This window comes from Streptomyces sp. 11x1 (genome assembly GCF_032598905.1).
Lineage (GTDB): Bacteria > Actinomycetota > Actinomycetes > Streptomycetales > Streptomycetaceae > Streptomyces.
Genome location: NZ_CP122458.1, coordinates 5,157,508 through 5,172,577, shown reverse-complemented (window position 1 = coordinate 5,172,577; position 15,070 = coordinate 5,157,508). Strand labels below are relative to the sequence as shown.

12 protein-coding genes and 2 pseudogenes are annotated in these 15,070 nt (G+C 70.9%); 10 read left to right on the top strand and 4 right to left on the bottom strand.

Going from position 1 to position 15,070, the window contains the following annotated elements:
• Positions 1 to 14: 14 nt before the first annotated feature.
• The 3 genes from P8T65_RS22665 to P8T65_RS22655 are packed head-to-tail and all read left to right on the top strand — an operon-like array spanning position 15 to position 2,697.
• The gene (locus P8T65_RS22665) at positions 15 to 773 is read left to right on the top strand and encodes an ATP-binding cassette domain-containing protein (RefSeq protein WP_316727118.1); all 759 of its coding nucleotides are present in this window, start codon (positions 15 to 17) and stop codon (positions 771 to 773) included.
• 53 nt (positions 774 to 826) lie between these two features.
• Positions 827 to 2,113: a hypothetical protein gene (locus tag P8T65_RS22660; RefSeq protein WP_316727117.1), complete on the top strand. Its 1,287-nt coding sequence runs from the start codon at positions 827 to 829 to the stop codon at positions 2,111 to 2,113.
• Complete coding sequence (locus P8T65_RS22655; protein WP_316727116.1) at positions 2,110 to 2,697, top strand: hypothetical protein; 588 nt, start codon at positions 2,110 to 2,112, stop codon at positions 2,695 to 2,697. The genes P8T65_RS22660 and P8T65_RS22655 overlap by 4 nt, the downstream gene beginning before the upstream one ends.
• Before the next feature lie 348 nt (positions 2,698 to 3,045).
• On the opposite strand, the gene P8T65_RS22650 is transcribed toward P8T65_RS22655, so the two are convergent.
• Positions 3,046 to 3,345: a hypothetical protein gene (locus P8T65_RS22650; RefSeq protein ID WP_316727115.1), complete on the bottom strand. Its 300-nt coding sequence runs from the start codon at positions 3,343 to 3,345 to the stop codon at positions 3,046 to 3,048.
• 105 nt (positions 3,346 to 3,450) lie between these two features.
• On the opposite strand from P8T65_RS22650, the pseudogene P8T65_RS22645 reads away from it, so the two are divergent.
• The 3 genes and pseudogenes from P8T65_RS22645 to P8T65_RS22635 form a co-directional block, all read left to right on the top strand.
• A pseudogene (locus P8T65_RS22645) lies at positions 3,451 to 4,164 on the top strand (pirin family protein); the annotation flags it as partial.
• 421 nt (positions 4,165 to 4,585) lie between these two features.
• Positions 4,586 to 6,010 (top strand): hypothetical protein, encoded by a 1,425-nt coding sequence (locus P8T65_RS22640; protein WP_316731672.1) that lies wholly within the window; start codon positions 4,586 to 4,588, stop codon positions 6,008 to 6,010.
• 150 nt (positions 6,011 to 6,160) lie between these two features.
• Positions 6,161 to 6,379, top strand: a pseudogene (locus P8T65_RS22635) (AI-2E family transporter); the annotation flags it as partial.
• Between the two features lie 63 nt (positions 6,380 to 6,442).
• Here the strand turns inward: P8T65_RS22635 and P8T65_RS22630 are convergent.
• Complete coding sequence (locus P8T65_RS22630; protein ID WP_316727114.1) at positions 6,443 to 8,797, bottom strand: SpoIIE family protein phosphatase; 2,355 nt, start codon at positions 8,795 to 8,797, stop codon at positions 6,443 to 6,445.
• A gap of 475 nt (positions 8,798 to 9,272) precedes the next feature.
• Between P8T65_RS22630 and aspS the strand changes: the two genes are divergently transcribed.
• The 4 genes from aspS (at position 9,273) to P8T65_RS22610 (ending at position 14,180) form a co-directional block, all read left to right on the top strand.
• A complete protein-coding gene (aspS, locus tag P8T65_RS22625; protein ID WP_230215445.1) occupies positions 9,273 to 11,036 on the top strand; it encodes an aspartate--tRNA ligase in 1,764 nt (587 codons plus the stop codon).
• Positions 11,037 to 11,411: 375 nt separating this feature from the next.
• On the top strand, positions 11,412 to 12,413 hold the full coding sequence (locus P8T65_RS22620) for an intradiol ring-cleavage dioxygenase (protein ID WP_316727113.1): 1,002 nt from the start codon (positions 11,412 to 11,414) through the stop codon (positions 12,411 to 12,413).
• Between the two features lie 280 nt (positions 12,414 to 12,693).
• Positions 12,694 to 13,353, top strand: a complete 660-nt coding sequence (locus P8T65_RS22615) for a hypothetical protein (protein ID WP_316727112.1) — start codon at positions 12,694 to 12,696, stop codon at positions 13,351 to 13,353.
• A 152-nt stretch (positions 13,354 to 13,505) separates the two neighbouring features.
• Positions 13,506 to 14,180, top strand: a complete 675-nt coding sequence (locus P8T65_RS22610) for a GPP34 family phosphoprotein (protein ID WP_316727111.1) — start codon at positions 13,506 to 13,508, stop codon at positions 14,178 to 14,180.
• Positions 14,181 to 14,183: 3 nt separating this feature from the next.
• Here P8T65_RS22610 and P8T65_RS22605 read toward each other — a convergent pair whose 3' ends face one another.
• The gene (locus P8T65_RS22605; protein WP_316727110.1) at positions 14,184 to 14,315 is read right to left on the bottom strand and encodes a hypothetical protein; all 132 of its coding nucleotides are present in this window, start codon (positions 14,313 to 14,315) and stop codon (positions 14,184 to 14,186) included.
• On the bottom strand, positions 14,312 to 15,040 hold the full coding sequence (locus tag P8T65_RS22600; protein WP_316727109.1) for a hypothetical protein: 729 nt from the start codon (positions 15,038 to 15,040) through the stop codon (positions 14,312 to 14,314). Before P8T65_RS22600 ends, P8T65_RS22605 begins: the two co-directional genes overlap by 4 nt.
• Positions 15,041 to 15,070: the final 30 nt, after the last annotated feature.

The following is a 15,070-nucleotide window of genomic DNA, read 5'->3' as shown; positions in this document are numbered from 1 at the left end:
TACCAAGGTGTCGCATGCCCATTTCGATGTCCGAGTGTTTCTTCTCCTATCGGCGTAGACGCCCGGTGCTGCGTGATCTCAGCTACACACTGCCGCCCGGGCGGACCGTGCTCCTGGGGCCGAACGGAGCGGGAAAGAGTACCCTGTTGGGCTTGTGCGCATCTGCGCTGCGCCCCGATTCCGGTTCCGTCACCTATGGCGACCTGAGCACCGGCCGGCGTCGCGCGCTGCCCGCGTTCCGTAGGCGTGTGGCATGGATGCCTCAGCAGGTGGGGCAGGTGCCGGGGCTCACGGCCCGGGATCAGGTCGCGTATTCCGGTTGGCTCAAGGGGATGCCCCGGCGCGAGGCGTGGCGTCAGGCTCTCAAGGCCCTGAACCGCGTGGAGCTGGCCGATCGGGCGGGTGACAAGGTCCAGGAACTCTCCGGGGGGCAGCAGCGGCGCGTCGCAGTGGCGCAGGCCCTCGTACATGACGCAGAGGTCCTTCTCCTCGATGAGCCGACAGCGGGCATGGATCCCCGGCAGCGGCAGGTCTTCCACCAGATTCTCGCCGATCTGTCCAAGGAGGTGCACATCGTTCTCTCCACCCATGACACCTCGGACATCGCCAACTCGTATGACTCGGTCGTGGTTCTGTTGGACGGTCAGGTGCGTTTCTCGGGAACGGTGGTGGACTTCCTTTCCCACGCGAGCGCGACGGCGACATCCGACGAACAGCGGGCCACCTCCGCTTATCAGGCGTTCACCGAGATCGATGGGGCGATCTCGTGGTGAACCGATTCCCCTTCGCTCGACACTCGGCCGTCATAGGGCTCGGAGCCCCGACGGTGGCTCTGGCCATATACTTCACCGCCTACCAGCCCTCGCCGTTCACCGGTGAGGATTCCATCGTCGTGGTCTCGGTGGCCCTGAGGGTCGCCGCGCTGGGAATAGCCTTGGTGGCCGCCTGGGACGCAGGGAGGCTTCGCCAGGCTCGGATCACAGCCGCCCCGTCCAGCCGCCACCTGCTGCGAATATTTGTCGATGCGATGGCCCCCACCCTGGCCCTGGTGATCATCAGCTGGGTGGCGTCCTTCCTGTTGGTGATCAGCTATCTGGGAGGCCCCGCACCAGGGCTCCACGACACCGTTCCCATGGTCCGAAGTCTTGCGATCCCCTTCAGCGCAGTGGCAGTCGGTTTCTTCCTCGGGCTCTCCCTTCCGCCCGTTATCGCCCGCCCCCTCGCGGTGGTGATCACGGCGCTGTGGGTCTTCGTCGCCTATACGCTGGGTATCCCATGGCTGCGGGCGGTATCCGGATTCGACATGAGCACTCCGACCTATACGGATGTCGTGGACCGCGCCTACCTCATGGCACCGGCGATCCTGGCTCTCGGGCTGCTGCTCGGTCTTGTCGCGCTCAGCCTGCTCTCACGTCCGGCGCTGCGCGCCGCCGCCGTGGCCTGCTGCGTCCTCGCGGGCTTCGGGGCGTCGTATCCTCTGGTGAGTGACGCCCCGCGCTACGCCGACCCCACCGTTCCCCGCACTTGGGCAACGACGTGTGAGCGAACTGCCCCGGTGATCTGTGTGCCTGGCGAGTTCGCCGACGACATCCCCGCGCTGCACCGCTCCGCTCAACACGCGCTGCCCCGCCTGCGAGAAGTCGGCTTCACCCCACCCCGCAAGCTGGCCTTCGTCTCGGAGGATCTACCGCTGGCACGCGACACCTGGCGAACCTTCCTCCAGAAGCCGGTGACCCGCCACCGCAGCCGGGCCGTCTACGTCAGCGCCTTGGTTCCGACAGGGCTCCACGACTGCCCGGACCTTCCTGATGACTACGTTTATCCGGGGCGCGGAGCCGCTTCTGCCTGGATCGGCCTGACGGTTGGGATGTCGGAGGCAGAGGCCGCCCGCAGCTACGGCCCCAGCGGTGTGTACCGGGCACGCTGGGTGCGCAGCCTCCCCAAGGCGAAGCAGTACGCCTGGTACAAGCAGCAGTTGAGTTACCTCGAGTCCTGCGACGAGCAGGTCCACGAGAAGGCCCGGGCGGGGGCCAAGGCCGAAAACGAGCGGGGCCGAGCGCTGGGCCCGCAGTTGGAGGACCCGGCGGACATGGCACCGGGGGTGGACCGTTGACTCTCTGGGCGCGCACACGAAGAATCTGGCTGCTGCCTGTGGCCCTGTTCGCCTGGACGCTCCTCCTTGTACTTGTGCGCGACGACGTGGCGAAGGTTCCCCAGATCGCCGCGCAGGGCACCTTCTCGATCAAGCTGATGAACTTCGTCCCGCTCATCCTGTGCATCCCGACGACGTACTGCATGAGCCGGCGCCTCATCGCCACCGAAACCACAGCGGCGCGAGCGGTCGCCGTTGTCGACCGGCTGGCTCTCCTGCTTCTGGGGGTGAGCGCGGCGGGACTGGGTTTTGCACTCGGGGAGTTCCTGGACATGCCGACAGCGGTGGCGGGCGGACGAAACACCGTCATGGTGCTGGGCCTCGCTCTCCTCGTACACAGCTGGTACGGCCCGATCGCCGGTGGCGCGGCGGCGACCATGTTCGTGATGGTCAGCATTGTCACCGGCCTGGCGGGAGACCAGAGGCCGTACCCGTGGGCGGTTCTCCTGATGGAGTCCACCAGCGTCGTGGCGGCAGTCGTGGCGGCGGTCAGTTTCACTGCCGGTCTGATCACGATGTCGTACCGCCGACAGATACCGGGTTGACATGCCCCTTGGGCTGAAGCCCTAGGATTCTGGCCGTCCCCTACCCGGTGCTGGGGGAGGAAGACCCCAAGGCCGGGGACTACAAGGTGGAGCTCTCCGAAAGGTTCGTCGGCACGGCGGCGGGCGGGTCCGCGAGTATGCCGTCGCACCTCCGCTGCATGCCGAGATCGACAAGGACCTGTCCCTGGTCAAGAGTGCCGTCACCTAGTAGTGGGCCAGGTCATCGCCCTGCGGGGATCTCCCCGCAGGGCGATGACCTGGCCGTTCACTGATGACTGGCGATGGGGGCGACGGCCGTAATCGAGTGTCCTGCAGACTGTGTGCGGACTGCCGAGCGCTACTCGTGGCTCAGAAGAGTGGGATGCCGAGGTTTGCCGATACCAACTGGGCAACCCCTGTCCAGCCAAGGGCGGGCAGGTTAGCACTGGCGCTCTGAAGCACCCGCTCCGCGAGCTGGCGAACCCGACCGGACTCAGGTGCGGCTACGGCGAGCTCGTCCTGCAGAGCCTCCACGTCGGCGACGACCATGGCTCGGACCTCCTCTGGCACGTTCGCTGACTGCGCGGCCGCCAGAACCTTGCGCGCGTACTGCGTGAGCTGCTGGGGGTCGTAGCCGAAGGTGTTGTTCTGGGTGTTGTCCTGTCCCATCTGGGGCGCGCCCCCGTTAACGGTGTGCTCGCCGTGCGGCCTGGTGCACCCGCTTCTCAGAGCGGAACCGAAGCAGCCTGACGCGAAGCCGTGGCAGAACAGTCGACCGTCACCTACATCATCGACGGGATCTTCGACCACCAGGACAGCCACGGCGGTGGCGGCACCATCACCAACGGCGACACCCAGTGGATGACGGCCGGCTCCGGCCTCCTCCACATCGAGGCGCCGCCGGAGGCCCTCGTCATGTCCGGCGGCCTGTTCCACGGCATCCAGCTGTGGGTGAACCTCCCGGCCAGGGACAAGATGATGGCCCCCAAGTACCAGGACATCCGCGGTGGTCAGGTCCAGCTGCTCACCACCCCCGACGGCGGCGCGCTGCTGCGCGTCATCGCCGGTGAGCTGGACGGTCACCAGGGGCCGGGCATCACCCACACCCCGATCACCCTGCTCCACGCGACCGTCGCGCCGGGCGCGGAGATCACCCTGCCGTGGCGGGAGGACTTCAACGCTCTCGCCTACGTCCTCGCCGGGCGGGGCACCGTCGGTGCGGACCGGCGGCCCATCCGCCTCGGGCAGACGGCGGTCTTCGGCGCGGGCTCCTCGATCACCTTCCGGGCGGACGAGCAGCAGGACTCCCACGCGCCCGACCTGGAGATCGTGCTCCTCGGCGGACAGCCGATCCGTGAGCCGATGGCCCACTACGGCCCGTTCGTGATGAACACCCGCGAGGAACTCCAGCAGGCGTTCGAGGACTTCCAGAAGGGCCGGCTGGGGACGATCCCGGCGGTCCACGGGATGACCTCCGAGGGGCTGTAGGCAAGGGCCCATCACCAGGCAAATACGGCTCGTCCTCGCCAATCGGGCCACCGGGTGTCGTCCGGGTTCACTCCGCACCGGGTGATCATGCCCACCCGTCCCACGCCTGGCTGAGCGCCACCCCGCCGCGTAGGTTCGTGCGTGCCCACCCCTTCGGCTGACCTCCGGAGCGGGTGGCGCTCACGGGGGAGAGCGCACCACTCGGATCCCGCCCCGGCCATCGGCCGGGGCGGGCTCAGTCCTGCCCGTTCCCCCGCCGCACACGCAGGGAAACGGGGAGAGACACCATGCGCAGGCCGTTCCACGATGATGGATCCCGACGTCCGGCCCACCCTTCTCCGCTCACTTGAGCGCGCCCGCGCCGGCGTTCCTCAGAGGGGGCGCGACCGTCACGACGGTCCGTTCGGCTGCCGCGGCGACCGTGCGGCGGCTGCCGGTCTGGTCGGCACCGGTGCTGTGGACGGTCGCGCTCGGACTGTGGGGGCTCTCCCGGCAGCACAGCGTCTGGCGGGACGAGGCCGCGACCTGGCAGGTGGCACGACGGTCGACCGCCGACGTCCTCCACATGCTGGCGCAGGTCGACGTCGTGCACGGGGCCTACTACCTGCTGATGCACGGCCTCTTCACCTGCTTCGGACCCGGTACGACGACGTTGCGGCTGCCCTCGGTGCTGGCCATGGCGGGGGCGGCGGCCTGTGTCACGGTCATCGGCCGTCGACTGGCCGGACTCTGGGCCGGGCTCGGGGCCGGACTGGTGTTCGGGCTGCTGCCGGCTGTGCAGTTCCATCTCCAGGAGGGCCGCCCGTACGCGCTGATCGCGGCGGGCGCGGGATTCTCCACGCTGCTGCTGGTGACCGTGCTCCAGCGGGGGCGGGCCGGCGGAGGGGCGCTCTGGGCGGCGTACGGGGGCCTGATCCTGGTCTGCGGCCTGTTGAACTGGCTGTCCCTGCTGGTGGTGCCCGCACACGCGGTGACCCTGGCGTGGACACGGGCGCCGCGTGCGGCCTGGACGCGCTGGGCGACGGTCTCGGCGGTCGCCGCGGCGGGAGTCCTGCCGCTGATCCTGTTCAGCCGGCGGCAGTCCGACCAGGTGTCCTGGATACCGCCGCTGACCTGGCACATGCTGATCGGCCCCGCGGTCCTGCTGACGATCGGCGGGCTGGGGGCGCTGCTGGACCGGCCGCGGGCGGGGCGGCTGTCGTTGGCGGCCGTCGCGCTGCCGCTGCTGGCGGTGCCGCAGCTCGGCCTGCTCGGCCTGTGCCTGATCCGTCCCCTGTTCCTTGACCGCTACGTCCTGTTCAGCATGCTGGGCCTGGCACTGCTGATCGGGGCGGCCCTGAGCGCGGCGGTGCGGACCGTCCGGCCGGGGTTCCCCAGAACGGCGTCGTGGCTCGTACCGGTGCTGGTCGGCATCGCGATGGTGGCGCTGTTGCCGCACTCACTGGCCAAACGGTCCCCCGCCAGCCGCATCGACGACGTCCTGGCCGCGGCCGCGCACGTACGGCACCTGAAGCGGCCCGGCGACGCGGTCCTCTTCGCCCCGTCGGCCCGGCGCGACACCGCGCTCGTCTCCCCCGACGACTTCGCGGGCCTGCGGGACATCGCGCTGGTCCGGAGCCCCGTGGCGTCCGGGACGCTCAAGGGAGTCGAGGCCGACCCCGCCCGGATACGGGACGCGATGCTGGCCCGCCACCGGATTGTGCTGGTCACCGACGCGCCCGGGGTGGCCCGTCCGCCGGTGGGGGGACGGGAGCGGATGAAGGCCGCTGTGCTGGAGGAGCACTTCACCGTGGTGGCGGACGAGTCGGAGCGCGGGCGACGGGTGATCGTGTACGAGCGGCGGTGATCATCGTGTACGAGCGACGGTGATCGGGGGCCGCGCGTCCGCGTCACCCGGGCGGGGTCCCATCCGGCGACACGTGCCGTGGGGGCGTAGTGCCCTGGGGGTGTGCAGCTGCTTCCCGAACCCGTGCGGCGCCTGGCCGCGTGGTGCGCCGTCGCGCTGCTGGATCGTGCTGCTCGTGCAGATGCTTGGAGGGGGCATGTGCTGCTGCCGGCCATCCAGAGCCGCACCGTGCGGATGCATCCGGCGGTGGTGATGCTCGCGATCGCGGCGGGGGCGTCGGTCGCGGGGGTACTGGGCATGCTGCCGGCCGTGCCGCTGACGGCCGCGGCGTTCGGGGTGGTGCACGCGCTGAGGGGGCGGTTCGGGTAGTCGAGGTCGGGGCCCCGACCGGGCTCGGGTAGTCCCGGTCGGCCCCGGTTTCCCCCACAGGGCCTAGTTCAGGGACTCGGGGTGCACACCCTCCGGCGGGGGTGTCTCGTACAGCTCGAACCAGATGCTCTTGCCGTCGCCGCGGGGGTCCACGCCCCAGGCGTCGGCGAGCACGTCCATGAGGACGAGCCCGCGGCCGGAGGAGGCGAGCTCACCGGGGTGGCGCTTGTGGGGGAGGTCGTCGCTGGCGTCGGTGACCTCGATCCGCATCCGGCGCTTGCCGCCGTCGCCGGTCATCTCGGCGACGAGGAGGGCGTCGGCGTCGGTGTGGACGAGGACGTTGGTGAGCATCTCGGAGACGAGGAGCACGGCGGAGTCGACCTGGTCGCCGCAGCTCCAGTCGTGCAGGAGCTCGCGCACCTGCTGACGGGCGCCGGCGATGCGCTCGGGCTCCGCCTGTGCGACGGTCAGGGCGGTGCGGCGGGTGGGCGCCGGTACGGCGGTGGTGCCGCCGCGTCCCTCGCTCTCCCGGCACAGGAGCAGCATCGCTATGTCGTCCTCGCGCCGGTCGGCGAGCGGGCCGGGCGTGTGGTGCGAGGAGGGGCCGTGCACCCCTTGCACGAGCGCGTCGGCCAGCGCCTCCAGCCGGCCCGGCCCGAGCCCGGGGGCCTCCGGCCGAACGGAGACGAGCGCGTCGGCCGAGGCGAGGGCCGCCGGGGCGAGGGCCGCCGGGGCGAGGGCGCCCGGCTCCTCCGCCGTCCCTCCGGCTCCCCCGGCTTCCAGGGCACCCCCGACCCCCGGCACGCCCCCGACCCCCAGGGCGCCCCCACCCTCCAAGGCCCCCTCGGTCTCGGTCGGGCCCGTGTCGAAGGTTTCCAGGATCGTGCGGATGCGGCGCCAGCCCGTGTCGAGGTCGTGGCCGCCGGTCTCGATGAGGCCGTCGGTGCACAGGAGGATGGTCTCGCCCGGCTCCAGCACCAGCCGGGTGGTGGGGTAGTCGGCGTCGGGGTCGACGCCGAGGGGGAGGCCGCCCTGGGTGGGCCGGACGAGGACCGTTCCGTCGGCCATGCGGACCACCGGGTCGGGGTGCCCGGCACGCGCGATGTCGAGGACGCCGGAGGCCGGGTCGACCTCGACGTAGAGGCAGGTCGCGAAGCGGAGGTCGGGGTAGGCGTCGGCGGCGGAGTCGGTGATGCCGTGCAGGAAGCGCGAGGCGCGGGAGAGGACGGCGTCGGGGCGGTGGCCCTCGGAGGCGTAGGCGCGCAGGGCTATACGGAGCTGGCCCATCAGACCGGCGGCGCGCACGTCATGGCCTTGGACGTCACCGATGACCAGCGCGAACCGGCCGCTCGGCAGGGCGATCATGTCGTACCAGTCACCGCCGACCTGGAGTCCACCGCCGGTGGGGACGTACCGCGCGGCGACGCTCATGCCCGGTATCTCGGGGCCCAGGGTCGGCAGCATCGTGCGCTGCAGGCCGTCGGTCAGTTCACGCTCGGTCTCGGCCGCGCCGGCGCGGGAGAGGGCCTGGGCGAGCATGCGCGCGACGGTGGTCAGGACCGAGCGCTCGTCGGGGGTGAAGGTGACGGGGTGGGTGAAGCCCGCCATCCACGCGCCCATCGTGCGGCCGGCGACCGTCAGCGGCAGGAACGCCCAGGACCGGCGGCCGAACCGTTCGGCGAGCGGCCAGGCCGTTGGGTAGCGCCCCTTGTACTCCTCGGGGGAGGAGAGATAGACGGCGCGGCCGGTGCGGACCACCTCGGCGGCCGGGTAGTCCGTCTCCAGCGGCATATGGGTGAAGGGGCCTTCGTCACCCTGTTGGTGCCCGTGGTGGCCGATGACGGTGAGGCGGTCGGCCTCGACGCCGAAGACCGCGAGTCCGTCCGGTGAGAACCCGGGCATCGCCAGGCCCGCCGCGACCCGCAGCACCTCGGCCGTGGACCGCGCCTCAGCCAGCGCCCGGCCCGCGTCCAGCAGGAACGCCTCGCGCGAGCGCCGCCAGTCGCCGGTGACGGACGGCCCCCGGACGGCGGTCGCCGGGGAGGGCTCGGTGACCTCCTGGATGGTGCCGATCAGCTCGAAGGACTTGCGCACCGGGTCGAAGGTCGGCTTGGAACGGCTGCGGATCGTACGGATCACCCGGCCCCGTTCGTCCATGACCCGGATCCGCACCTCGGCGAGGGTGTCCTCGGCGACGGCCAGTTGGACGACGGAGACGATCTCGTTCCAGTCGACGGGGTGCAGCCGCGAGCGCGCCCCGACTTGGGTGAGAGTTGTCGGCTCGGCGGGCAGCCCCATGAGCCGAGCGGCCTCGGCGTCCAGCGTGACGGTTCCGGCAGCGCTGTCCCAGGTCCACAGTCCTGTCGCGAGGGCGGACAGGACGTCCCCCACTGCGGGAGGGGGCTCACCAGTGCGCATTGACCCACTCTAAGAACAGCTGATCGGACCGTGCCACCGAAGCTGGACCGGGCACCGAGCGGTGCCGGAAGCCATGACGACCCATGAGCCGATGAGGACCATGACGGAGCCACGACGAGAAACCACGACCGGCGGCGACGGAGGTGACGGCAATCGACGCTAGCGACAGTAACCGCTTGCGGTCCTGCCCATGGCTATGACGGTGCGTATCCGGTCAGGGAATGGCCGCCGCGTCGTCGTGGGCTCCTCCCGACGGCCCTGCCCGACGGTAAGCGCTGGAGGTCCCGGCTCCTTGGGGAACTGGAGGTCCTGGCCCCTGGGGAGCTGGAGGTCCTGGCACTCGGGGAAATGGTGGGGAGGCGATCTCGGGGTGGCCGGTACCCTTGGCGTTGTTTCACGTGAAACATCGGCCGAGGGAACACCGGCCGTGAGACACCCGCCAGATCCCCGATCAGCGAAGGCTGGATGAACGACGATGCATCGGTACAGGTCCCACACCTGCGGCGAGCTCCGCGCCTCTGACGTCGGCACCGACGTCCGGCTGAGCGGCTGGCTGCACAATCGGCGCGACCTGGGCGGCATCCTCTTCATCGATCTCCGCGATCACTACGGCATCACGCAGCTGGTGGCCCGCCCTGGCACCCCGGCCTACGAGGCGCTGGACAAGATCTCCAAGGAGTCGACCGTCCGGGTCGACGGCAAGGTCGTCTCGCGCGGCACCGAGAACATCAACCCGGACCTGCCTTCCGGCGAGATCGAGGTCGAGGTCGGCGAGGTCGAGCTGCTCGGCGCTGCCGCCCCGCTCCCCTTCACCATCAACACCGAGGACGGGGTCAACGAGGAGCGGCGCCTGGAGTACCGCTTCCTCGACCTGCGCCGCGAGCGCATGCACCGCAACATCATGCTGCGTACGGCCGTGATCAGCGCCATCCGTCACAAGATGACGGCCCTCGGCTTCAACGAGATGGCGACGCCGATCCTGTCCGCCACCTCACCCGAGGGCGCCCGCGACTTCGTCGTGCCGTCGCGCCTCAACCCGGGCAAGTTCTACGCCCTCCCCCAGGCCCCGCAGCAGTTCAAGCAGCTGCTGATGATCTCGGGCTTCGACCGGTACTTCCAGATCGCGCCCTGCTTCCGCGACGAGGACGCGCGCGCGGACCGTTCTCCGGGCGAGTTCTACCAGCTCGACGTGGAGATGTCCTTCGTCGAGCAGGAGGACGTCTTCCAGCCCATCGAGAAGCTCATGACCGAGCTCTTCGAGGAGTTCGGCGGCGGCCGGCACGTCACCTCGCCCTTCCCGCGCATCCCGTTCCGTGAGGCGATGCTCAAGTACGGCTCCGACAAGCCGGACCTGCGGGCACAGCTGGAACTGGTGGACATCACCGATGTCTTCGAGGGCTCGGAGTTCAAGGCGTTCGCCGGCAAGCACGTGCGTGCCCTCGCGGTGCCGGACGTCTCGGCCCAGCCGCGCAAGTTCTTCGACCAGCTCGGCGAGTACGCGATCGAGCAGGGCGCCAAGGGTCTGGCCTGGGTGCGGGTCGCCGAGGACGGTTCGCTGTCCGGCCCGATCGCCAAGTTCCTCACCGAGGAGAACGTCGCCGAGCTGACCAAGCGGCTGTCGCTGGCCGCCGGCCACGCGGTCTTCTTCGGCGCGGGCGAGTTCGAAGAGGTCTCGAAGATCATGGGCGCGGTGCGGGTCGAGGCCGCCAAGCGCGCCGGGCACTTCGAGGAGGGCGTCTTCCGGTTCTGCTGGATCGTCGACTTCCCGATGTACGAGAAGGACGAGGACACCGGGAAGATCGACTTCTCGCACAACCCGTTCTCGATGCCGCAGGGCGGTCTGGAGGCCCTGGAGACCCAGGACCCGCTGGACATCCTCGGCTGGCAGTACGACATCGTCTGCAACGGCGTCGAGCTGTCCTCCGGCGCGATCCGGAACCACGAGCCCGACATCATGCTCAAGGCCTTCGAGATCGCGGGCTACGACCGTGACACCGTCGAGGAGCAGTTCGCCGGCATGCTGCGCGCGTTCCGCTTCGGCGCCCCGCCGCACGGCGGCATCGCGCCGGGCGTCGACCGTATCGTCATGCTCCTCGCCGACGAGCCCAACATCCGCGAGACCATCGCCTTCCCGCTCAACGGCAACGCCCAGGACCTGATGATGGGCGCGCCGACGGAGCTGGAGGAGGCGCGGCTGCGCGAGCTGCACCTGTCGGTGCGCAAGCCGCAGCCGAAGTAGGGCAAGCGAAGTAGGGCAAGCGAAGTAGGGCAAGCGAAGTAGGGCAAGCGAAGTAAGGCAAGCCTTTAGAAGCGCTTTTCCGGAGGAGCCCGGGAGAGGGGTCTGAAATCGTTCGTCGATTTCAGGCCCCTTTCGCGTGTGCGGGGAAAGCGGACTTTGCGTACGGGGTTTCCACATGGAGAGCGAAGACGGGCAACGGCCCGCGGCCATCGGGAGCCGACCGGCGAGACGCGCCGTCCACGCGGCACCTGGCGGACGGAGCGGCAGAGTGAAGGGGCGGTGGATTCCAGCCGCTTTTCCCCAGCCGGAGAAATGCGGGACAAACCACAGCCCCTTCTTATGGCCTTGACAGCCCGGCTCCCTAGTTTCCTGGCCATGACGGGAAATCAGACGGGAAACGAGAAGGCCCAGGGGCCGAGGCACAAGCGGGATCTGACGCGCCGCAAGGTCGTCGTGGCGGGCGCGGGCGCCGTGGCCGCCGTGGGTGTGGGTGGAGCGGTCGTCGCGACCGCGAGCGCGGGCACCACCACGGGCACCGCCAAGGCGAGCGGAAAGCCCCTCGCCTCCTCCGGCGCGAGCGCCGGGGAGGAGTGCTACAAGCTCACGTCGGAGACCACCGAGGGCCCGTACTACATCGACGCGGACAAGCTCCGCCAGGACATCACCGAGGACAAGGAGGGCATCTCCCTCACCCTGCGCCTCAAGGTGATCGACTCCGAGACCTGCGAGCCGATCCGCGACGCGGCCGTCGACATCTGGCACTGCGACGCGCTGGGGCTCTACTCGGGCTACGAGAGCTTCTCCGAGGGCGGCGGCACCGCCCCCACCGACGCGCCCTCGGGAACTCCGACGGACGTACCGTCCGGCACCCCGACCGGGGAGCCCCCGGCCGGCGGTGGGGGCGGGGGCGGCGGGCACGAGGAGCCGACCAGTGACACCCGCTATCTGCGCGGCACCTGGAGGACCGACAAGCAGGGCCGCGTCACCTTCACGACGATCTTCCCCGGCTGGTACCGGGGCCGGTGCGTGCACATCCACACCAAGGTGCACGTCAACGGCGAGTGGACGGACGCCGGTTACGAGGGCGGCACCACCTGCCACACCGGCCAGTTCTTCTTCGACGAGGAGTCCGTCCTCGCCTCCGCCGAGGTCGAGCCGTACGCGACCTCCACGACCGAGCGCACCACCCTCGACGACGACACCATCTACGACGGCAGCGGCACCCAGGGCGGACTGCTGAAGCTGAAGTACCGGAAGAACGACATCGCCAAGGGTGTCGTCGGCTCCCTCACGGTCGGCGTCGACCCGGAGGCCACGAACACCGGCACGGACGACTCCGTCCAGCCGGGAGCGTCGGAGTCCGCCTCGGCGAGCTGACCCCGACCCGCGTACACCGTCGCCGAGCGGCCGACGGGCGTACGGCCCGGCGCACGCGAAGGCCCGGAACCCCCTCCCCCTGGGTTCCGGGCCTTCGCCCTGCGCGCGTCCTCGCGACGGGGCACCCGCTGGGGAAGTCATCAGGGGACGCACAGGTTTCTCGACGGGCGATCACAGCGGGAAGGGGTGTGATGGGACGTACAGGGTGAGGTACCCGTACGGGACGTAGGCCCTGTACGGGACGCAGGCCGTCCACGGGTCCGCGGGACGGAACGTCGGGATGCTGGAGGAGGCCATGAAGCTGGTCGTGCTGGTGGCAGTGCTGCTGATCGTCGGGGCGGTGGTCGTGATCGTCGCGCGGCGGCGGTCCGTGGAGGATCCGAGTCCGTCGGCCGGCCTGGACGCGGAGGCCGAGGCCAACCGCTGGGTCGTCCGGCTGGGCGGCAGCCTGGCCGGTATCGACGTACGGGCCCAGGCGCGCGCGGGCGGCTGCGCGGCCGAGTCCCTGACCGACGCGACCGAACGCCTCCGCACCGCCCGTGCCCAGCTGAGGACGGCCCGGACGTCCGACGAGTACGCGCGGGTCACGCGGACGGCGGTCGAAGGGCTGCGCCATGTGCGGGAGGCCCGTGCGGCGTTGGGGATGGACGCGGGGGCGGGTGGGGGCGGGGGTGCGGGGCCTGCCGGGGGTGCGGGTGCGGGTTCGAACGCGGGGCCAGGGTCGGATCCCGGGTCAGGATCGGGGGCTGGGCCGGGGTCAGGGTCGGGCGCGGGCTCGGGGTCTGGTGGCGGTGGTCAGGGGGAGGGGGTGGGGGATGTGACGGCGGTGGCGTCGGGCCGTGCGGCGATCGGCAGGCCGCTCGACCGGGTCAGCCGGGTCGTGCGAAAGTCCGGCCGGTCCCGCAGCGCCGCGAGCAGGTCGGTCACCGCCTCCTCGTGACCTTCCGGCCGGTCGGGCACCGGCGTCAGGGCGGGTGGCGGCGAGCGTGGCGAGCAGGCCGCCGGTGCGGGGCTCGCACGACATGGTGAGTGGAGTGGGGCCTCGACTCGCTTCTTCGGAACTCCCGGTCGGCCGCACACGTCGTACCGATCATGACCATGTCGATCGACTCCACTCCCGCGCCGGCGCCCGCCCCCACGACCCTCGGGGAGGAGATCCTCCTCCTCTCGCTCGACGACACCACGGGTGAGGCCCGGCTTCCCCTGCGGACGCCCTACGCGATCGCGGCGGCGAGCCTGCTGGAGCGGACCCTGTCGGGTGCGGGCGACCCCGCGGTCGAGGGAGCCGAGGGGGCCGGTCGGCAGGGCGGGGTGGGCCTGCCGGACGACGTCGGGAAGTGGATCCACGAGCACAGCACGGCGGAGTACGAGGCCGCGCTGCGGGGTGTCCTGGACAAGGGACTGATCCGGGAGGAGAAGCGCCGGGTCCTGCTCGTCTTCCGCACGACGCGGTATCCGGAGGCCGACGGCACGGTGGAGTCGGCCCTGCGGGGGCGGCTGGCGGAGGTGGTGCTGGAGGGCGCCGAACCCGATCCCCGGACCGCAGCCCTGATCAGCTTGCTCCACCACGGTGACCTGCACACCCTCGCCTTCCCGGACGCCGACACCGAGGACTCACCGGTACGGCGGCGCATGGCCGACATCGCGGAGCGGCACTGGGCCGACCCCGCCCTGCGCCGGATGGCCGAGACCGCGGCGGCGACGGCGGCGGCGCTCACGGCGGCGACGATGGTGACGACGGTGGTGGTGATCACGGCGGTGACCTGAGGATCACGTGCGCGGGGTGTGGGTGCGTGCACGTGGGGTGGGTGCGTGCGCGGGGGCGGCCGCGCGTCCGTCGTGGTGCTCCGCGCGGATCCCCGCGCCCCTGAAGGGGCTCCGGCTCAGGAGGGTGCCCGTCATTCGGGTTCCTCCTCCGGCGGGGAGGTCAGGGCCTCTTCTTCCAGGAGGCGTTCGGCGATGTCGCCGGCCCAGCTCTGGGCCCAGCGGCGGAGTTCCAGGACGGCGTCGGAGTCGAGGCCGTGGCGAGCGAATTCCCGGTCGTCGAGCCACTCGGTGCCCTCCAGCCGGGCCTGGAGGTCGGCGAGGTCGAACGCGGTGGACGTGGCGGAGGTGTGGCGGCGGGCCAGTTCCTCCAGTTCGACGACGGTCCAGTGGGCGGTGGCCGCGTGCACGGCGATCAGGTCGCGGGCCGTGCCCCGGTCGGCCACGGCCCGGACCTTCGCGCCGACCACGTCCTCCAGGGAGAGGGCGAGGCCGAGCGGAGTCTCCACCGGCGGGTGCCAGAGGGTCTCCTTCAGGAGGTCCAGGACGCGTTCCTCCTCCGTGGTGGGGTCGGTGACGAGGAGGCGGGAGCTGAGCGGGGCCGTCTCCACCGTGCGCACCAGCCAGCCGCGTTCCGCGAGGCCCGCGTGGACCGCGGCCGCGATCTCCTCCATCGGCGCCGCGTGTTCCGTCGCCGCCTCCAGGTCCCGGCCGGGCGGCCGCGCCTCGACCAGCCCGTGCGCCTGCGCCGCGTGATCGCCGGTGAGGGCGAGCCCGTAGGGGGCGCCAACGGCCAGCACGTCGTCGAGGAGCTGCTGGAGCTGTTCGGGGAGGGGTGTGGGTGGGGGCGGGGGTGGGGCCATGGAGGGATTATCACGGCCCCCGCGGTCCTT